General features: G+C 70.8%; 20 protein-coding genes. 8 read left to right on the forward strand and 12 right to left on the reverse strand.

What is annotated here, in order from left to right:
• Nucleotides 1-160: 160 nt before the first annotated feature.
• Together H2041_RS09605 and H2041_RS09610 are read left to right on the forward strand one after the other, a co-directional pair.
• Entirely contained in the window at nt 161-286 is a 126-nt protein-coding gene (locus H2041_RS09605) for a hypothetical protein (protein ID WP_293412035.1), read from the forward strand.
• Nucleotides 287-354: 68 nt separating this feature from the next.
• On the forward strand, nt 355-486 hold the full coding sequence (locus tag H2041_RS09610) for a hypothetical protein (protein ID WP_293412037.1): 132 nt from the start codon (nt 355-357) through the stop codon (nt 484-486).
• Between the two features lie 12 nt (nt 487-498).
• Here H2041_RS09610 and H2041_RS09615 read toward each other — a convergent pair whose 3' ends face one another.
• Together H2041_RS09615 and H2041_RS09620 are read right to left on the reverse strand one after the other, a co-directional pair.
• Nucleotides 499-2,052 (reverse strand): ABC transporter permease/substrate-binding protein, encoded by a 1,554-nt coding sequence (locus H2041_RS09615; RefSeq protein ID WP_293412039.1) that lies wholly within the window; start codon nt 2,050-2,052, stop codon nt 499-501.
• Entirely contained in the window at nt 2,049-2,819 is a 771-nt protein-coding gene (locus H2041_RS09620) for an ABC transporter ATP-binding protein (RefSeq protein WP_293412041.1), read from the reverse strand. Before H2041_RS09620 ends, H2041_RS09615 begins: the two co-directional genes overlap by 4 nt.
• Nucleotides 2,820-2,950: 131 nt before the next feature.
• Here H2041_RS09620 and H2041_RS09625 point away from each other — a divergent pair, with 131 nt between their 5' ends.
• Complete coding sequence (locus tag H2041_RS09625; RefSeq protein ID WP_293412043.1) at nt 2,951-4,444, forward strand: amidohydrolase family protein; 1,494 nt, start codon at nt 2,951-2,953, stop codon at nt 4,442-4,444.
• Here H2041_RS09625 and fliE read toward each other — a convergent pair.
• The 3 genes from fliE to flgB are packed head-to-tail and all read right to left on the reverse strand — an operon-like array spanning nt 4,425 to nt 5,612.
• Nucleotides 4,425-4,730: a flagellar hook-basal body complex protein FliE gene (gene fliE / locus H2041_RS09630; protein ID WP_293412045.1), complete on the reverse strand. Its 306-nt coding sequence runs from the start codon at nt 4,728-4,730 to the stop codon at nt 4,425-4,427. The two genes, H2041_RS09625 and fliE, sit on opposite strands and share 20 nt — an antisense overlap.
• 14 nt (nt 4,731-4,744) lie before the next feature.
• On the reverse strand, nt 4,745-5,164 hold the full coding sequence (gene flgC, locus H2041_RS09635; protein WP_293412047.1) for a flagellar basal body rod protein FlgC: 420 nt from the start codon (nt 5,162-5,164) through the stop codon (nt 4,745-4,747).
• A 22-nt stretch (nt 5,165-5,186) separates the two neighbouring features.
• Nucleotides 5,187-5,612 carry a flagellar basal body rod protein FlgB gene (flgB, locus tag H2041_RS09640; RefSeq protein WP_293412376.1) on the reverse strand — a complete coding sequence of 142 codons (426 nt, stop codon included), beginning with the start codon at nt 5,610-5,612 and terminating at the stop codon, nt 5,187-5,189.
• Between the two features lie 96 nt (nt 5,613-5,708).
• Here flgB and H2041_RS09645 point away from each other — a divergent pair, with 96 nt between their 5' ends.
• Complete coding sequence (locus H2041_RS09645; RefSeq protein WP_293412050.1) at nt 5,709-6,017, forward strand: flagellar biosynthetic protein FliO; 309 nt, start codon at nt 5,709-5,711, stop codon at nt 6,015-6,017.
• Complete coding sequence (gene fliP / locus H2041_RS09650) at nt 6,017-6,814, forward strand: flagellar type III secretion system pore protein FliP (RefSeq protein WP_293412052.1); 798 nt, start codon at nt 6,017-6,019, stop codon at nt 6,812-6,814. Before H2041_RS09645 ends, fliP begins: the two co-directional genes overlap by 1 nt.
• Before the next feature lie 150 nt (nt 6,815-6,964).
• On the opposite strand, the gene H2041_RS09655 is transcribed toward fliP, so the two are convergent.
• The 7 genes from H2041_RS09655 to H2041_RS09685 form a co-directional block, all read right to left on the reverse strand.
• Nucleotides 6,965-8,125 carry an alpha-hydroxy-acid oxidizing protein gene (locus H2041_RS09655; RefSeq protein WP_293412054.1) on the reverse strand — a complete coding sequence of 387 codons (1,161 nt, stop codon included), beginning with the start codon at nt 8,123-8,125 and terminating at the stop codon, nt 6,965-6,967.
• Nucleotides 8,126-8,208: 83 nt separating this feature from the next.
• A complete protein-coding gene (locus H2041_RS09660; RefSeq protein ID WP_293412056.1) occupies nt 8,209-8,799 on the reverse strand; it encodes an exopolysaccharide biosynthesis protein in 591 nt (196 codons plus the stop codon).
• Between the two features lie 55 nt (nt 8,800-8,854).
• Nucleotides 8,855-11,788, reverse strand: a complete 2,934-nt coding sequence (locus H2041_RS09665; protein ID WP_293412058.1) for a tetratricopeptide repeat protein — start codon at nt 11,786-11,788, stop codon at nt 8,855-8,857.
• A gap of 4 nt (nt 11,789-11,792) precedes the next feature.
• Nucleotides 11,793-12,590: a MotE family protein gene (locus tag H2041_RS09670; protein WP_293412060.1), complete on the reverse strand. Its 798-nt coding sequence runs from the start codon at nt 12,588-12,590 to the stop codon at nt 11,793-11,795.
• A complete protein-coding gene (locus H2041_RS09675) occupies nt 12,587-13,084 on the reverse strand; it encodes a DUF6468 domain-containing protein (RefSeq protein ID WP_293412062.1) in 498 nt (165 codons plus the stop codon). Before H2041_RS09675 ends, H2041_RS09670 begins: the two co-directional genes overlap by 4 nt.
• The gene (fliM, locus tag H2041_RS09680) at nt 13,081-14,124 is read right to left on the reverse strand and encodes a flagellar motor switch protein FliM (protein ID WP_293412378.1); all 1,044 of its coding nucleotides are present in this window, start codon (nt 14,122-14,124) and stop codon (nt 13,081-13,083) included. The genes H2041_RS09675 and fliM overlap by 4 nt, the downstream gene beginning before the upstream one ends.
• A 49-nt stretch (nt 14,125-14,173) precedes the next feature.
• Complete coding sequence (locus H2041_RS09685; protein WP_293412064.1) at nt 14,174-14,797, reverse strand: flagellar basal body-associated FliL family protein; 624 nt, start codon at nt 14,795-14,797, stop codon at nt 14,174-14,176.
• A gap of 218 nt (nt 14,798-15,015) precedes the next feature.
• Between H2041_RS09685 and flgF the strand changes: the two genes are divergently transcribed.
• From flgF to flgA, 3 genes are read left to right on the forward strand one after another with little or no spacing between them, the layout of a single operon-like run.
• Nucleotides 15,016-15,753, forward strand: a complete 738-nt coding sequence (flgF, locus tag H2041_RS09690) for a flagellar basal-body rod protein FlgF (RefSeq protein WP_293412066.1) — start codon at nt 15,016-15,018, stop codon at nt 15,751-15,753.
• A 15-nt stretch (nt 15,754-15,768) separates the two neighbouring features.
• Complete coding sequence (gene flgG / locus H2041_RS09695; protein ID WP_293412068.1) at nt 15,769-16,557, forward strand: flagellar basal-body rod protein FlgG; 789 nt, start codon at nt 15,769-15,771, stop codon at nt 16,555-16,557.
• A 1-nt stretch (nt 16,558) separates the two neighbouring features.
• Entirely contained in the window at nt 16,559-17,311 is a 753-nt protein-coding gene (gene flgA, locus H2041_RS09700) for a flagellar basal body P-ring formation chaperone FlgA (protein WP_293412070.1), read from the forward strand.
• Nucleotides 17,312-17,314 lie beyond the last annotated feature (3 nt).

Consider the following 17,314-nt stretch of genomic DNA (forward strand, 5'->3'; position numbering starts at 1 on the left):
GGCCATGTCCATGAAAAACTATCCCGCACGACCGGCCCCGCCGGCCAAGCCCCTCCGGGGGCTGAACGACGCGCGTTCCACGGGGGCCCCGCGCATCCAGGGCGCGCCACGCCCCGCCCTGAGCGATCCACGGAGCACCCGCTGAGCAAGGACGACGAACATGGCCAAGAGCCAGAAGCGATCGGGGCGCGAACCGCGCAAGCCCAAGGCCGAGAAGCCGAAGCCGGCGGCGTCGTCCCGCGAGGGGAGCCTGCAGCGCATCCTGCATCCGGGCGACAAGCGCTGAGCGCCCCTCTCACCGAGGGACAGATCCGGGCCCTGCGCGACCTGGCGCGCAAGCTCGGCGGCGAGGCCGTGCCCTTCGTCAACATCGCCGACGCCCAGGCCCTCGTGGCGCACGGCCTGGCCCGGCGCAGCCGTCAGGGCTGGGACATCACGCCGGCCGGGTCGGCCCTTCTGGCGCGGGACGCCGCGGGCGACGACTGACCGGCCGGGCGGCTAGGGCAGCTCCAGGCGCCTTGCGAGGGCCCGGGCGGCCTCGGCCGGGCGGACCTTGCCCTCGTCACGGTCGACGCTGAGGTTGGCCTGCTGCATCGTCTCCACGGAAATCGCGCCGATCAGGGGCCGCAGCGCCGCCAGCAGCCGCACGTCGTCGCGCCGCTCGGGCGAGACCAGCACCACGGCGTCGTAGGGCGGCAGGGCGCCGCGCGGGTCGTCCAGCAGCACGAGATTGTCGGCGGCGATGCGCCCGTCGCTGGAGAAGGCCGAGATCACGTCCACATCGCCCGAGCTCACCGCGCGGAACATGAAGGTCGGCTGGAAGGAGCGGCGGTTGCGGAATTCCAGGTCGTAGGTCTCCACTACCGAACGCCACTCCGGCCGGGCGAAGAACTCCAGGTCGCCGCCCATGGTGAGCTGCGGCGCCAGACGGGAGAGGTCGGCGAGATCGGAGACGCCCAGGGCCTGCGCACGTTCGGCCTTCATGGCCAGAGCATAGGCGTTCTCGAATCCGAGGGAGCCCAGGACGAGGACGCCGTCGCGGGCGTTCAGCTCTCGCGTCAGCGCCTCAAGCACCGCCTGCCGGCCGGGATTGTCCTGCCGGTTCAGCACATTGGCCCAGAGCGTGCCGGAATAGTCGACATAGACGTCGATCTCGCCGGAGGCCAAGGCGCGGTAGGCGATGGCCGAGCCGAGGTCCTCCTTCAGCCGCGCCTGCCCGCCGCGATCCTCGATCCGTTCTGCGATCAGCTCGGCCAGGATGTACTGCTCGGAGAAGTTCTTGGCCCCCACCACATAGCTGGCCGGCTGGCCGAAACTGGCCAGAGGCAGCAGGGCGAGAACCACCCCGGCGACGAGGCCGGCCGCGCCGACCCCGATCCGCCTCAGGTCGCGCCGGGCCGCCCCCACTTCGATCAGGCCGAGGAGCTGGTCGGTGACGAGCGCCAGCAGGGCCGAGGCGCCGCAGCCGAACAGCACCAGGACCCAGTTCTCCGTCTGCAGGCCGGAGAAGATGTAGTTGCCGAGGCTGGTCTGGCCGACCGGCGTGGACAGCGTGGCGGCGCCGATGGTCCAGACCGCGGCGGTGCGCACGCCGGCCATGATGACCGGCGCGGCCAGCGGCAGCTCCACCTGGAACAGGCGCTGGCGCGGAGTCATGCCGACGCCTTCGGCCGCCTGGATGATGGCCGGATCGAGCGACAGGATGCCGGTCGCGCCGTTCCGCACGATGGGCAGCATGGAATAGAGGGTCAGCGCCAGCAGGGCCGGCAGGAAGCCCAGCGCCGAGAAGCCCTGTCCGATCACGTCCTCGCTGAGCGCCGAGACCACCAGCAACAGCGGGAAGAAAAGCGCCAGCAGGGCGAGGCTGGGAATGGTCTGGATCAGGCTGGCGCCGGCCAGGACCGGCCAGCGGATGTGGCGGTTGCGCGCGGCGGCCACCGCCAGCGGCAGACTGATCAGAAGGCCGAGCGCGAGCGCCGAAGCGCTGAGCAGGACGTGCCAGGCGAGGTATTCCGGCAGGCGCGAGAGGGCCGCGGCGAGGTCGGCGCTCATGCCGTCCCTCCCAGTCGCTCGGCCAGGCGCGCGGCCTGGCGACGCGGCGCGGCCAGCAGGTCGGCGACCTGCGGATCGTCGGACCTGGCCAGCGCCTGGGGCGGCCCCTCGGCGATCAGGCGCCCGCCGGCCAGGACGGCGATGCGGTCGGCCAGCAGCAGGGCCTCGGTCATGTCGTGGGTGACCATGACGGTCGACAGGCCCAGCCGCTCGTGCAGGGCGCGGTAGTCCTCGCCCAGGGCGTCCCGGGTCAGGGGGTCGAGCGCGCCGAAGGGCTCGTCCATCAGCACGATGTTCGGCTGCGTCGCCAGCGCGCGGGCGACGCCGATCCTCTGCCGCTGTCCGCCGGAAAGCGCAGCGGGAAAGCGCGCCCCCCAGTCGCGCGGCAGGGCGACGAGGTCGAGCAGCTCGTCGACGCGGGCGGCCAGACGCGGCTTGTCCCAGCCGAGCAGCTTGGGCGTGACGGCGATGTTCTCGGCCACCGTCAGGTGAGGAAAGAGGCCGATGTCCTGGAAGACGTAGCCGATCCTCCGGCGCAGCAGGTGCGGCGGCTGTGCGCCCGCATCCTCGCCTTCGATCCGCACGGTTCCCGCATCGGGCGAGATCAGGCGGTTGATGGTCTTGAGAAGCGTGGTCTTGCCCGAGCCCGAGGCCCCCACCAGGGCGACGAACTCGCCGGCGGCGACGGTGAGGCTCACATCGTCCAGCGCCCGGTGCGCGCCATAGGACTTGGAGACGTGGTCGATCGCGATGCGGGGCTCGGCCATGGTCAAGGCGTAACACGCCAGGGCCGCGGTGGCTCCCGCTTTCGCCGCGCCTCGCCTCACCGGCTTGTGTCGGGCCGCTGGCGCGCCGCCGGTCTAGGCTCGCCGCAAACGGACATGGCGGGAGGGCGGAGATGCGGTTCCTGAGCGACGAGGATCGGGCCGAGCTGTCGGGAGCCGAGCACGGCCTGCCGCGCACGCCCCTGCCCCTGCAGATGGTCGCCACCGACGAATACGCCCCGCAGCCCCAGAGCGCCTCGCAGCGCGAGGTCCAGGCCCGCGTCCTGGACATGGGCGAGCGGCTGTCGCGCCATCAGGGCCTCTCGCGCCGACGCTTCTTTCAGACATCGGCCGGAATGGCGGCGGCCTTCGTGGCCCTGAACGACGTCTATGGCCCGGTCTTCTCCGCCAGCACGGCCGAGGCCGCCACGCCGGACATGGCCGACGCGCGGGCCAAGGCGCTGTCGGGCCAGCTCATCATGGACATGCACACCCACTTCCTGCGCGACGACACGCGCCTGACCGGCTTCGTGCGCATGCGCGAGGCGGTGGGACGGCAGGGCTGGAACCCGGCCCTCAAGGCCGAGGAACAGACGCTCGAGGACCTGAAGTTCGGGAACTACGTCAAGGAGATCTTCCTCGACAGCGACACCAAGGCGGCCCTGATCTCGAGCGCCCCGTCGGACATTCCCGAGGACTGGTTCCTGACCAACGCCCAGATGGCCCAGGCGCGCGACCGGGTGAACGGAGAGGCCGGCGGACGGCGGCTCTTCACCCACGCCATCTTCCGGCCGGGCGCGCCCGGCTGGCTGGACGAGCTCGACGCCGCCCTCGAACTGCGTCCGGACTCGCTGAAGGGCTATACGGTCGGCGACAACACCCACAAGGCCACCAGCCGCTATCCCTGGCGCATGGACGACGAGGCGGTGACCTACCGCGGCTACGAAAAGATGGCCGCCGCCGACCGCAAGATCGTCTGCGTCCATAAGGGCCTGTTTTCCGCCGAGGCGGAGGCGCAGTTCCCGCACCTGCGCCCGTTCGCCGACGTGCGCGACGTCGGCCAGGCGGCGAAGGACTGGCCGGACCTGACCTTCGTCATCTACCACGCCGGCTACCGGCTGGGAGACCCGGCCGCCGCGCTCGCCCAGTTCGAGAAGACCGGCCGTCTGGAGTGGGTCAGCGACCTGGCGGAGATTCCCGAGACGTACGGCGTCACCAACGTCTATGCCGACCTGGGCCAGGTCTTCGCCCAGACCATGATCGCCCAGCCGAAGGTCTGTGCGGCCCTGATGGGAATCCTCATCAAGGGGCTGGGCGCCGACCACGTCTGCTGGGGGACCGATGCGGTGTGGACCGGCGCGCCGCAGTGGCAGATCGAGGGGCTGCGCCGGCTCGAGATTCCCGAGGACATGCGCAAGCGCCACGGCTTCGCCGAACTGGGCCCGGCCGACGGGCCGGTGAAGTCCGCCATCTTCGGCGGCAACAATGCCCGGCTCTATGGGGCGAGCCCCGAGGAGATCGCCGCCTGGGGCGGAGACGCCCTGGCCGCGCGCAAGGCGGCCTATGTGGCGCAGGGCCCGAGGCCCTCCCTGCGGCGGTGGGGCTACGTCAGATCGGCATCCGCATGATTTCCTGATAGGCGGAGATCACCTGGTCGCGAACGGCCATGACGGTTTCGAGGCTGGTCTCGGCCGCCGAGATGGCGGTCACCACGTCGACCAGCTGCGCCTTGCCCTGGACGTGGGCGGCCATCTGGGTCTCGGCCACGCGGGAGGTCTGCACCGCATCCTGCATGGCGTCCTTCAGCATGGCGCCGAAGTCGCTGGCGGGCGCGGCCGCGCCGCTGGAGGCGGCCGGAAGGGCGGACCCCTGCGCGGCGGCATAGGCCTTGGCGGCGGCGAGCGGCGTCATCATGGCTTAAGGCGCCCCTAGCGCTTGAGCAGGTCGAGCACGCGCATCTCCATGGAGCGGGCGGTCTCGATGACGTTGAGGTTGGCTTCGTAGGCGCGCTGGGCCTCGCGCATGTCCATGGCTTCGACCAGGGTGTTGACGTTGGGCAGCTTCACATAGCCCTGTGCGTCGGCCGAGGGATGGCCCGGCTCGTACTCGGTGCGGAACTCGCTGGGGTCGGCCTCCACCCGGCTCATGCGCACGCCCTGGCCGGCGTCGATCTTGGCCGGCTCGAAGATGGCCACCTGGCGCCGATAGGGATCGCCGCCCGCCTCGCGCGAGGTGGAGTTGGCGTTGGCCAGGTTCTCGGCGATGACGCGCATGCGCGCCTGCTGGGCGCGGAGCGCCGAGGCGGCGATGGCCTGGGCGGCGCCTTGCGTCGTCTTGATCTCGGGCATGGGCGGTCAGCTCCCTTCTCGGTCAGCCGCGGCCCGGCGGGCGGGCGGCCGTGCGCAGGAGGTTGAGGGACTTCTGGTAGAAGCCGACGGCGGCGTCATAGGCCATGCGGGCCTCCGACATCTTCATCATCTGCTCTTCGAGGACGACCGAATTGCCGTCGAGCGTGGTCTCCGAATCCTTGGTCCGGATCGCCTTGATCCCGGCGCTCGAGGTGCTGCGGCTGACCGTCCCGGCCATATGGGCGGCCTGGGTGCGCGCCGGCGCGCCCGCCGCCGTCAGCTGCACGCTGCGGACCTGGGCGTCGAAACTGTAGGGCTTCAGATCCTGGGGCTTGTAGCCGGGGGTCTCGGAGTTGGCGACGTTCTGGGCGATCAGCTTCTGGCGCTCGCCCAGATAGCCCAGGCGGCCGCGCAGCATCGAGAAGAGGGGGATGTCGGCCAGGTTCATCGCCAACATGGTGAATAAACAGGGTTAATCGCTCCTTAAGGGTCCTGCGGCACTTAGAGGTCAGCCCGGCGATCGAATGCGCCGGCCAGGTGCGCCATGGATTTCGCCAGTTTCGCCCGCGCGGTCTTCGCGCTCGCCATCACTGTCGGCCTGATCGGCCTGGCCGCGGTCGCCCTGCGCCGGTTCGGTCCCGATCTGATGGCCCGCTTCGCTCCGGCCCAGGGCGAACGACGCCTCGCCGTGGTCGAAACCCTGGTGCTCGACCCGACCCGCCGCCTCGTGCTCGTCGCCTGCGACGGAGAGGAGCGCCTGCTGCTGCTGGGCGAGGGTCAGATGCTCAGCCCGCCCGCGGCGGCCAAGCGCCCCGCCCGCTCTCCCGCCAAACCCGCCGGGGAGAAGGCCTGATGCGCAAGCTGCTCCGCCGCGCCGCCTCGGTCTCGGCGCTCGATCTGCGCCGCGCCGCGAGCCTCTCGGCCCTGGTGACGCTGGCCAGCCTCGCCTGGCCGGCGGTGGCGCTGGCCCAGGCGGTGAACATCGACCTCGGCACCGGCGCGGGCCTGACCGAGCGGGTCGTCCAGCTGGTCGGCCTGCTGACCGTGCTCTCGCTGGCGCCGTCCATCGTCATCATGACCACCTCCTTCGTGCGGATCGTGGTCGTGCTCTCCCTGCTGCGGACGGCGCTCGGCCTGCAGCAGAGCCCGCCCAATGCGGTGATCATCAGCCTCGCCCTCTTCCTCAGCGCCATCGTCATGGCGCCGACCTTCGAGCAGGCCTACCAGGACGGCATCCGGCCCCTGCTCGACCAGGAGATGGAGCTGCCCCAGGCCTTCGAGGCCGCGGCCGATCCGGTGAAGACCTTCATGCTGTCCCAGGTGGACCGCGAGGATCTCGCCCTCTTCGTGCGCCTGTCGCGGGTGGAGCAGCCGGAGACCCTCCAGGAGCTGCCGCTTCGCGTGGTCACCCCGGCCTTCATGATCTCGGAGCTGAAGCGGGCCTTCGAGATCGGCTTCCTGCTCTTCGTGCCCTTCCTGGTCATCGACCTCGTGGTGGCCAGCGTGCTGATGAGCATGGGCATGATGATGCTGCCGCCGGTGGTCGTCTCCCTGCCCTTCAAGCTGATCTTCTTCGTCCTGGTGGACGGCTGGCGCCTGGTCGCCGGCAGCCTGGTCGAGAGCTTCCAGCGCGGCGCCGGCGGGGGCTGATCCGGCGCGTCAGCGCCTGACCAAAGAAGCGACACAAAGGACACAAAGGGGCGCGAAGGACACGAAGGGTCGGGGCCCTTCTTCGTGTCCTTTGCTTCTCTTGGTGTGCTTTGTGACACCCCTTGAACAGCGCCTGCGGCGCGCAAGAACCTACAGCCGCCGCACCCCTTCCCGCCGCAGGTCGGCGAGAGTCGGCATGCCGTTGACGGCCATGAAGAGGTCGGCCTCGGCCAGGATGCATTTCAGCACGTGGGCCGCGCCGGCGGCGCCGTCCAGCGCCAGGCCGTAGACGAAGGGCCGGCCGACGCCGACGGCGGCTGCGCCCATGGCCAGGGCCTTGACCACGTCGGAACCGGAACGGATTCCGGAGTCGAACCAGACGGGGACCTTGCCGCTCGCCTTGACCACGTCGGGCAGCATGTCGATGGCCGCGATGCCGCCATTGGCCTGGCGGCCGCCGTGGTTGGAGCAGTAGATCCCGTCGGCGCCGAGATCGACGGCCTTCTTCGCATCATCGGGATGGCAGATGCCCTTCAGGATGATGGGCAGCCTGGTCACCGACTTCAGCCAGGCGATGTCCTCCCACAGCATGGGACGGCCGAAGAGCGACCCCCACAGGGCCACGGCTTCGGCCGGGGCATCGGACGCGTCCTTGCCGAGCAGTTTCTGGAAGACCGGATCGGCCGTGTAGTTCTTCAGCACGTGGCCGCGCAGCTGCGGGAAGTTGCCGGCGTTCAGGTCGCGCGGGCGGAAGCCCGTCACCCAGGTGTCGAGCGTCACGATGATCCCGCGATAGCCGGCCGCCTCGGCCCGGGCGATCAGGCTCTCCGCCAGCTCCTTGTTGCGCGGCGTGTAGAGCTGGAAAAAGCCCGGCGTGTCGCCCAGGTGCGGGGCCACCTCCTCCATGGTGTCGTTGCCCAGGGTGGAGACGACCATCGGCACGCCGGTCAGGGCCGAGGCCTGGGCCGCGGCGATGTCGCCATGCTGGTCCTGGGTGCACATGCCGGTCACGCCGATGGGCGCCATGAACAGCGGCGAGTGATAGGTGTGGCCGAAGAGGTCGGTCGACAGGTCCCGCGTGCTGGTCTCGACCATCATCCGCGGGACCATGCCCCAGTGATGGAAGGCCTCCGCATTCTGGTCCTGGGTGAACTCGTCGCCGCAGCCGCCCTGGACATAGTTCAGAACGTGGCTTGGCATGGCCGCCGTGGCGCGCTGGACGAGCGTCGCATAGTCCACCGGCACGGTCGGCAGGACGCCCCGGAGGCCCAGGCCGTAGATCTCGTTCTGATAGCTGCCGAACTGCGGCATGGCGCATCTCCCCGTCGGTCTTCTTGGTCGCGCGACGAAGCCATGGGGCGTGGGGAGAGGTCAAAGGATTCGTTGCGGCGCCCTCACCCGCTGAAGCCGAAGTGCCAGACGGCCACGGGCACGGCCAGGAGCAGGGCCAGCGAGATCAGGACGAACACGCCGTCGCGGGTCAGCAGGCCGGCGGCGAAGAGGGCGATGACGCCCGAGGCGATGGAGCCGGAGGTGGGCACCACCTCCATCACCGGCATGAGAAGGGTGAGCCCCAGGATCAGGACGAGCGGCAGGTAGATCCAGGGCCTGTGCAGCAGGATCCGGAGCCGCGGCCGGGACAGCTTCTCCACGGCCTGCACCGGCCGGCGCAGCCAGCCGACGCCCTTGCACAGCTTGGCGGTGGACAGCTGCCGGCGGGTGATGAAGCGCGGCAGCCACAGGCACTGGCGGCCCGCCACCATCTGCACGGCCAGGATGAAGACGATCGCCGCCACGACGGTCGTGACGCCCGGAATGCCGCTCGCCGGCGACAGCGAGATCAGGGAGAAGACCAACATCAGGGAGGCGAAGGCGTGGCGGCCGAGCTTCTCGACCACCTCCTGAACCGCGATGCTCTCGCCGTGAGCGGTCTCCTCCAGCTGATCGAGGACGTCGCTCAGCCCGTGGGTCTGCGCCTGCGCCATGGGGGCCTCCTGGCTTCCGCAACGTGACGGCCGCCGCGAGGTTTCCCAGACCGGTTCAGCTCTGCTTGTTCTTGGCCCCCGACGGCGCCGCGGCCTGCTTGGCCCCCTGATCGGCGGCCTGGCGGAACTTCTCCTTCATCTTGGAGACCCAGCCCGAGAAGGCTTCGTTGTCCGCCGTCATGCGCCCGAATTCCCCCACGCCAATGGGCCCTGCGGCCACCCCGGTCAGCGCCACGCGCAGGGCCTCGGGATTGCGGGCCTGGCCCACGAAGCCAGCGTAGCGGCCGTTCAGGCGCTCCAGGGCGGCGTCGTCGCCGGCCAGGCTGAAGGCCACGCCCGCGCGCAGCAGCTTGCTCTCCTCCTCCACCGTCAGCGCCCTCTTGTCCCGCCAACGGTCGCCGAGCGAGGCCTCGAACAGCTCGCCGGCCCTGGGCCAGTCCTTCTGCTTCCAGACGATCTCGGCGCGCAGGTCGCGGGCGTCGGCGGAATCCTCGCGCGCGAGGACTTCCAGCGCATGATCGAGACGCCCGAGATCGGCCAGGGCGCGAGATTCGATCAGCCGCCGCTCGGCGTTCAGCGCCTTGGGCAGCACGGTGGAGCGTGAGCCGTTGATCGCCACCAGGGCCTGCTCCGGCCGGCGGTCCATCAGGTAGATCAGCGCCAGATCCGTCGCCACCTGGGCCCGCGGCACGCCGTCGAGGCGGTTGTCCACCTGATAGCTGAGCAGTTCAGCGGCCTGGTTGAGCAGGTCCACATCGACGAGGCGGCGAACGAGCCGGCGCACCATCATGTCGCCGTCGGCCCCGAGCGGCGTCAGGTCCTTGAAGTCGAAGAAGAGGGCCAGAGCCTGCACCGGCTCCAGGCCGTCGGCCAGGCCGTCGAGGAAGAGGGCGCGGAACGCGGCGTTCAGGTCCGCCTGCAGGCCCAGCGCCTCAGGCAGGTCGGGCAGGCGCTGCCCCGCCGAGCGCAGCGCTTCCAGCGCTTCGCGGTAGCGGCCCTGGCTGAGATAGAGGCGGCCCAGCGCCCGGATGGTCTCCAGCTCCGTGGCGTCGCCGCGCCAACGGAAGCGCAGGCTGTCATAGGCCGCCGCCGCCTGGGTCGGCGTGATGGCGCCTTCCTCGAAGCGGATCCGTGTGGCGTGCAGCAGGGCCGGCGCGGCCAGGTGGTCCACCGGCGCGCGGGCGACCGCCTGGAAGATCTTCAGCGCCCGGCCGGTCTGGCCTTCCTTCTCGGCCAGTTCGGCCTGCAGCAGTCGGCCGGCCAGTTCCTCAAGCGCGTCGGTCTTCTCGTCCAGCGCCATGCGGATTCGGGCGCGCGCCCCGTCCATGTCGCCCATGGCGAGCGCCGCCTCGGCGTCGGCCCGGGCGAACCGGGCGCGCCACACGGCGGGAAACTGGTTGAAGGCCGAGGCGCCGGCGGCGAACTCCTTGCGCGCCTCCGGCCACTGCGCCGTCTTGGCCGCCAGGTACGAACGCCACAGCGCCGCCGAAGGGTCGTCGGAAAGCGTCGGGGCCGAGAAGTCGGCCGCCGCCTCCTTGTAGCGCCGAGCCATGACGCGCGAGATGCCGCGAAGGCCGCGGAACTCGGCATCCCCCAGGACCTGGGGCTGGTCGCGGGCGAGGTCGTTGAGAACGCCGATGGCCTCGAACGACAGGTCGGAGCCGACCAGGAAGCGGGCCAGCGCCATACGTGCGGACGTCTGGCGGTCGGCGGGGTCGAGGCCCTCCTCGGCGGCCGCCGTGACGAGGGCGTTGTAACGCGACAGAAAGCCGCCCGAGCCCGTCTTCGGCCAGTTGTCGTAGTCGATCAGGGCCGGGCGTCCGGCCGGCTGCGGCGCGCCGACCGGCGCCTCCGCGCGGCGCATGGCGACCGACGGCGAGGACAGGGCGAGCCCGGTCGGACGGCCGATCTCGACCAGATCGCCGCTGCGGGTCAGCGTGATGTCTTCGGCGAAGGTCTCCATGGCGAGGCCCTGCGCCGACGGCAGCAGGGCCATCTGCACGAACTCGCGGCGCGACGGCAGGCCCTTGGGCGGCCCCAGGGCGGTGGCCACGACCAGCGTGTCGCCCACGACCGCATCGGGCACCCGCACGACGCGCGTCACTCCCGAAATCGCCGCCGTCAGCGCCGCCGGCCCCCCGGCCTCGTCCCGGCGCACCTGGACCAGCGTCGGTTGGGGCTGGGCGCCGGGGCCCAGGGCGATGGTCCAGGTCGAACCCTCGCTTATCGCGAAGACGGGGGTGTCGGAGGGGCTCGCGATGCGGACCGCCGAATAGTCCGGACCGCGGAAGGCCTGCATGCTGGTGAACTGGCGCAGGCCGCGCGGCGCGCCGGAGACGTCCAGTCGGACCGGAGCGTCGAAGACGACCCAGACGGCGTTCCCGCGCCGGAAGACGGCCGCGCCCCCCGGGGCGGCCCAGGGGAAGGACAGCAGCACCTGGCTGTTGACCAGCTTCGTCTCCAGCTTGACGACGCCGGACCGCGGGGTGGGATCGGGGCGCTGCGGCTCGGCCAGGGGCGCGGGCGCGGCCGTGGCGGGCGCAGCGGCGGCCTCCGCGGCGGCGGGGGCCTCGGCCGTCTCGACCGGGGGCGCGGCGAAGACGTTGACGAAGGCCGCGCCGTCGGCCTGGCCGACCTTGGCGTCGGCGCCCTCCTCCAGGGTCAGCGCCAGTTCGAGCACGCCGCCGACGTGGCGCGCCTCGGCGCCCTTCACCCAGCGGGGCGGCGACACGCGCAGCCGCGTGAGGTCGGGATTTGCGTCGCGGCTGAAGCGCAGGGTCAGGACCTGGCCGTCCCGCCGGCTGGTCACCCGCGCCTGGCCCTTCCAGTGGAACTCGATCCGGGAGAAGTCGCGCGCCTGGGCCACCCGGACGTCCAGCGCCTGGGTCGCGGCCGCCGGCGGCGTCTGTGCGGCCAGGCCGCCCGGGGCCGCGACGGCGGCGATGCAGACGGCCGCGACGCCGCTGTGCAGGGCCCGGCGCAGGCGCATGACCTTAGGCGCCCGCCTTGGCCGGCGGAGCGGCCGCCTTGGCCGGGGGCGCGGCGGCCTGGGCGGCCGCGGCCTCGGTCTTGGCGAGCGCGTCGCCGAGGGCGCGGGCCTCGGCGAACCGCTTGGCGAGGCTCTCGGTCAGCTTCTTGGCTTCCACGGGCGGCATGGCCGCCAGCACCGCCGAGAGGGAGCGCTCCTTCATCTTCGAGGCGATCGGCAGGCGGACGGCGTCGTCCAGCACCACCATCCGGGCCGCCGCGTCCTTGGGCTTCATGCCCTCGAACACCTTGACCATACGGGCCACCTCGGCGTCCTCGCGCTCGGCCGCCTCGCCCATCAGGCCCTCGATCTGGGCCTTGAGATCGTTCAGCGCCTTCACCTTGGCGTCGAGCTTGGTCTCGGCCGCCGCCATCAGGGCGAGCTGGGTGTCCAGCGACGCCTCGCGCTGGTCCAGCTGGCCACGCCGCTCGCCGAGGCTTTGCAGCACCTGCAGTTCGGCCGGCGAGAGCCCCGCCTCCTTGGCCAGTTCCGCCGCCGTCGGGGCGCAGACCTGGGCCGGCTTCGGGATCGTCGTCTTCGCGGCGGCGTCGGCCGCTTCGCCGGTGGGAGCCGTCTCCCCCTCGGCGGCGGCTTCCGGCTTGTCGGGCTCACCCTCACCGCCCTTGCCGACGGCCTCTTCGGCGAAGGCTCGCGCGCCGGAGACCAGTTCGGGCAGGGCCTGGGCGCCCGAGAGCGCGTTCACGGCCAGGACGCCGCCCATGGCGACGCCGACGATGGGCAGGATGCGGGGCACGGACTTCACCGGCGATCTCCACGCAGGACGCCCGGCGTCGGACGCTCGGGCTCGTCGAAAAGGTCTTCGTCAAAGGCGCGGCCCATGCGGCTGGCGGGCCGGGGCCGTGCGGGTTCGGCGCGGGGCCGGGCCGGACGCAGCTCGTGCGCGCCCGACAGCAGCGCGCCGAGGCGCCGCTCGGCGGCGCGCTCGGCCTCGTCGGGGTCTTCGTCCCGCAGCGCCGGACCGTCCTTCAGTTGCCGGTCCAGACGCTGGCTGAGCTGGCGCGCCTTCTCGATCCGGTCGCTGAGGGTCTCGGCGGCCTCGTCGGTGGCCGCCCGCAGGTCGGCCAGGCCCTGCTCGGCGCGGCGGGCCGCGGCGTCCAGTTCGGCCACAGCCTGGGCGAAGCCCTCATGGCTGTCGCGCAGGGCCTTCAGCCGGCGGTTCAGGCGCCAGCCCATGAAGAGGGCCGCGGCCAGCAGCACGGCCAGCAGCAGGTTCATGGCGATCGCGATCAGGCTCATCGGATCCTCTGCACGGCTTTGCGGGCCTGGGGCGACAGGGGCGCCTCGACGCGAACGGCGATGTTGTGGTTGCGGCGTCCCATGTGACCGCGGGTGAGTGGGATGGCGCCGGCGCGAAGCTCCACCGGGCTTTCCGGCGTCGCATTGAGCGTGATGGTGTCGCCCACCTGAAGGTCGAGCAGCCTCTGCAGCGGAATCTGCATCTCGTCGAGCACGGCGCGGACCTCCATCTGCGTGGTCCAGAGCTCCGTGGCCAGGTGGCCTTCCCAGATGTTGTCGCGGCCAAACTTCTCGCCCATGAACTGCTGCAGCAGCATCTTCCGGATGGGCTCGAGCGTGGCGTAAGGCAGCAGCAGTTCGATGCGCCCGCCGCGATCCTCCATGTCGATGCGCAGCTTCACCAGGATGGCGGCGTTGGCCGGCCGGGCGATGGCGGCGAAGCGCGGATTGGTCTCCAGCCGGTCGAGGGTGAAGGAGACCGGGGTCAGGGGCTCGAAGGCGGCGCGGGCGTCGGCCAGCACCACCTCGACCATCCGCTGCACCAGCACGCGCTCGATGGTGGTGTAGGGCCGGCCCTCGATGCGCATGGCCGCGGTGCCGCGGCGGCCGCCGAGCAGCACGTCGACGATGGAGTAGATCAGGTTCGAATCGACCGTCAGCAGGCCGTAGTTCTCCAGCTCCTCGGCCTTGAAGACCGCCAGGATGGCCGGCAGCGGGATCGAGTTCAGATAGTCCCCGAAACGGATCGAGGAGATGTTGTCGAGGCTGACCTCGACATTGTCCGAGGTGAAGTTGCGCAAGGACGTCGTCATCAGCCGCACCAGGCGGTCGAAGACGATCTCGAGCATGGGCAGGCGCTCGTAGGAGACCAGCGCCGAATTGATGATGGCGCGGATGCCCGTCCGCTCCGACGACTCGTCGTCGGACAGATCGAAGCCCAGCAGGCTGTCGATCTCGTCCTGGTTGAGGATGCGCTCGGAACCGGCGAAGGGATCGGGCTCGCCGCCGCCGGCGCCCCAGGCCGCGTTGTCGTCCTGCATGTCGGAATCGTCTGCCATGGCGAAAGCCAACCGACCGCGCGGGCGCGGATCAGTTGATCAGCATCTCCTCGATCAGCACCGCGTTCACCTTGGCCGGGGCGATCACCAGGTTCACCCGGCGCAGGATCTCCATGCGCAGCTGGTAGCTGCCCTGGCTGCCCGACAGGTCCTCGGGCCGCAGTTCGCGCAGGAAGGTCTGGAACATGTCCTGCAGCCGCGGGAGGTTCGGATCGAGCTCATGGGTCACCGAGTCGTCGGGCAGTTCCAGGGTGAGTTTGAGCTTCAGGAAGGTCGCCTTGCCGTCGGCCGTCTGCATGTTCACGACGATGTCGGGCAGGGTGTAGAAGACGACGCCGTCGGGGCCCGCGCGGATCACGGCCGGGCTCTCGCCGCCCTCGCCCTCGCCGCCGTGGTCGCCCTTCTCGCCCTTCTTCTCCTTCTTTTCCTTGCCCTTTTCGGCCTTCTCGCCGTGAGCCGCCTCGCCCTCGGCGGCCGGCTTGGGCTTGAGGAACATGAAGGCCGCCGCGCCGCCCCCGCCCAGCACCACGAGCGCGCCGGCGCCGGCGATGATCAGCATCTTCAGCGGCAGCTTTTTCTTGCCGGGCGCGCCTTCGCCGTCCTCGCCGGCTTCGGCGCCATCCTCCGGAGCTTCCTTGACCTTGTCCTTGGCCACGCGCGCGGTTCCTTAGATTCTAGACCCTCAGCCATCGCGCATCGAGGTTAAGGATAGGTTTTTACACTCCTTAACAGGGGCTCGAACCTGCCCGGCAGAAGGCGCCGCCGGCGCAAAATTAACCTTCTTAACTCCTGATTTTCATTGGGTTTTCGACTTGGCCCGCTCCTTGCAGGCCACTGGGCGCGCAATCGTGTCGCAGGCAAGAGGAGGCGCTCATGGACAATGCGGTTTACGTCGGTCTGTCGCGCCAGATGATCCTGCGCCGCGAGCTCGACATCATCGCCAACAACGTCGCCAACGCCGATACGGTGGGCTTCAAGGTCGAGAGCCTGATGGCCCGCACCGAGCCGGCCGCGCCGGCCGAGACCTTGGGCGCGCCCAAGCCGGTCAAGTTCGTGCTGGACGCCGGGGTGGCCCGCGACTTCGGCCAGGGCGCCCTTTTCACGACGGGTTCGGACCTCGACCTCGGCATCGAGGGCGACGGCTTCTTCGAGGTGACCACCGAGGAAGGCGCCCGCTACACCCGCGACGGCCGTTTCCGGCTGGACGAACTCGGCCGCATCGTCACCCAGGCCGGCGACCCGGTCTCCGGCGACGGCGGCGGCGAGATCATCGTCAACCCGCAGGACGGCGCGGTCACCATCGCCGCCGACGGCACGGTCAGCCAGGGCGAGAACGCGATCGGCAAGATCGCCGTCATGCGCTTCGACGACCTGTCCGTCCTGGAGAAGGCCGGCGACAACCTGCTGCGCAACGTCTCCAACCTGCAGCCGGAGGCCGCCCCGGACGTGCGCGTCCGCCAGGGCATGCTGGAAGGCTCCAACGTCAAACCCATCCTGGAGATCACCCGCCTGATCGAGGTGACCCGCGCCTATGAGAGCGTGACCCGGATGATGGAATCCACCGCCGACCTGTCCCGCCGCGCCGTCGAGCGCATGGGTCGCGCGAACTAAGGAAAGAGTAGAACGATGCAGGCGCTCCGCACCGCAGCGACGGGCATGTCGGCCCAGCAGCTGAACGTCGAGGTCATCTCGAACAACATCGCCAACATGAACACGGTGGGCTTCAAGAAGCAGCGGGCCGAGTTCCAGGACCTGCTCTACCACACCATCGAACGGGCCGGCGCGCAGTCGTCCGAGCAGGGCACCATCGTGCCGGCCGGGGTGCAGATCGGCGGCGGCGTGAAGGCCGGGTCGGTCTATCGCATCACCGAACAGGGCGCGGTGACCAATACCGGCAACCCCTACGACCTGGCCATCGAAGGGCGCGGCTTCTTCCAGGTGCTCATGCCTTCGGGCGAGACCGCCTACACCCGCGCCGGCAACTTCTCTCTGAACGCCGACGGCCAGCTGGTCACGGAGGACGGCTACGAGATCCAGCCGGCCATTGCGGTGCCGAACGACGCCACCTCGATCGCGGTGTCCAAGAGCGGGCAGGTGCAGGCGATCCGCGCCGGCCAGACCGAAGCCGAGGTCGTGGGCCAGATCGAACTGGCCACCTTCGTCAACGACGCCGGCCTGGAAGCCATCGGCGACAACCTGCTGATGGAGACCGCGGCCTCCGGCCCGGCCAATGTCGGCGCGCCCGGCGCCGACGGCTTCGGGACCCTGCTGCAGGGCTATACCGAGGCCTCCAACGTGGATGCGGTGACCGAGATCACGGCCCTGATCGTGGCCCAGCGGGCCTATGAGATGAACTCCAAGGTGATCTCCGCCGCCGACGAGATGCTGCAGGCCGCCAATGCGGTGAAGTCGTAAGATGAAGACCCGCCTCCTCTGCGGCGCCGCCGCGCTTCTCCTGACGCTCGCGGGCGCCGCCCAGGCCGGCCAGGCCGTGACCCTGAGGGCCGAAACCCTCGACGCCGACGGCGTCGTCACCCTCGGCGACCTGTTCGACGGAGCCGGATCCGCCGCCGAGGTCCGCGTGGCGGCCAAGCCCGGCCTCAGCATCGTCCTGGACGCCGGCGCCGTGCAGCAGGTCGCCCGCCGCGCCGGCCTCGACTGGGCCAATGCGCAAGGCATCCGCCGGATCGTCGTCCGCTCGGGCGCGAGCGGCGGCGGTTCGGCCGCCCCGGCCCAGCGCGGCAATGTGGACGTGCTGACCTACGCCCGCAGCCTGTCGTCCGGCGAGATCGTCCAGCCGGAAGACCTGATCTGGGCCAAGCTCGCCGTCGCGCCGGCCGACGCCCCCGACGATGCGGCCGAGATCATCGGCCTGGAGGCCCGGCGGCCGCTGCGCGCCGGCTCCGCCGTCTCCGCGCGCGACGTCTCCGCGCCCCAGGTGATCGCCTCGGGCGACCTCATCACCCTGACCTACGAGGCCGACGGCATGGTGCTGACCGTCAAGGCCAAGGCCAAGGGCCGCGCCACGGTCGGCGAGGCCTTCGAGGCGGAGAACCTGACCTCCAGACGCACCGTGCTCGCCGTCGCCGTTGGGCCCGGCCAGGCGGCCGTCGGCCCCGCCGCCGATCTCCTCATGGCCAGCCCGGCCCTCCGCTACGCCCAGCGCTGATCC

It is taken from the genome of Phenylobacterium sp. (assembly GCF_013911965.1).
GTDB lineage: Bacteria > Pseudomonadota > Alphaproteobacteria > Caulobacterales > Caulobacteraceae > Phenylobacterium.

Bases quoted from the DNA above. Each gene is read 5' to 3' on its own strand.
- H2041_RS09605 (WP_293412035.1), top strand. From the start codon at position 161: ATGGCCAAGAGCCAGAAGCGATCGGGGCGCGAACCGCGCAAGCCCAAG.
- H2041_RS09615 (WP_293412039.1), bottom strand. From the start codon at position 2,052: ATGAGCGCCGACCTCGCCGCGGCCCTCTCGCGCCTGCCGGAATACCTC.
- H2041_RS09620 (WP_293412041.1), bottom strand. From the start codon at position 2,819: ATGGCCGAGCCCCGCATCGCGATCGACCACGTCTCCAAGTCCTATGGC.
- H2041_RS09625 (WP_293412043.1), top strand. From the start codon at position 2,951: ATGCGGTTCCTGAGCGACGAGGATCGGGCCGAGCTGTCGGGAGCCGAG.
- fliE (WP_293412045.1), bottom strand. From the start codon at position 4,730: ATGATGACGCCGCTCGCCGCCGCCAAGGCCTATGCCGCCGCGCAGGGG.
- flgC (WP_293412047.1), bottom strand. From the start codon at position 5,164: ATGCCCGAGATCAAGACGACGCAAGGCGCCGCCCAGGCCATCGCCGCC.
- flgB (WP_293412376.1), bottom strand. From the start codon at position 5,612: ATGAACCTGGCCGACATCCCCCTCTTCTCGATGCTGCGCGGCCGCCTG.
- H2041_RS09645 (WP_293412050.1), top strand. From the start codon at position 5,709: ATGGATTTCGCCAGTTTCGCCCGCGCGGTCTTCGCGCTCGCCATCACT.
- fliP (WP_293412052.1), top strand. From the start codon at position 6,017: ATGCGCAAGCTGCTCCGCCGCGCCGCCTCGGTCTCGGCGCTCGATCTG.
- H2041_RS09655 (WP_293412054.1), bottom strand. From the start codon at position 8,125: ATGCCGCAGTTCGGCAGCTATCAGAACGAGATCTACGGCCTGGGCCTC.
- H2041_RS09660 (WP_293412056.1), bottom strand. From the start codon at position 8,799: ATGGCGCAGGCGCAGACCCACGGGCTGAGCGACGTCCTCGATCAGCTG.
- H2041_RS09665 (WP_293412058.1), bottom strand. From the start codon at position 11,788: ATGCGCCTGCGCCGGGCCCTGCACAGCGGCGTCGCGGCCGTCTGCATC.
- H2041_RS09675 (WP_293412062.1), bottom strand. From the start codon at position 13,084: ATGAGCCTGATCGCGATCGCCATGAACCTGCTGCTGGCCGTGCTGCTG.
- fliM (WP_293412378.1), bottom strand. From the start codon at position 14,124: ATGCAGGACGACAACGCGGCCTGGGGCGCCGGCGGCGGCGAGCCCGAT.
- flgF (WP_293412066.1), top strand. From the start codon at position 15,016: ATGGACAATGCGGTTTACGTCGGTCTGTCGCGCCAGATGATCCTGCGC.
- flgG (WP_293412068.1), top strand. From the start codon at position 15,769: ATGCAGGCGCTCCGCACCGCAGCGACGGGCATGTCGGCCCAGCAGCTG.
- flgA (WP_293412070.1), top strand. From the start codon at position 16,559: ATGAAGACCCGCCTCCTCTGCGGCGCCGCCGCGCTTCTCCTGACGCTC.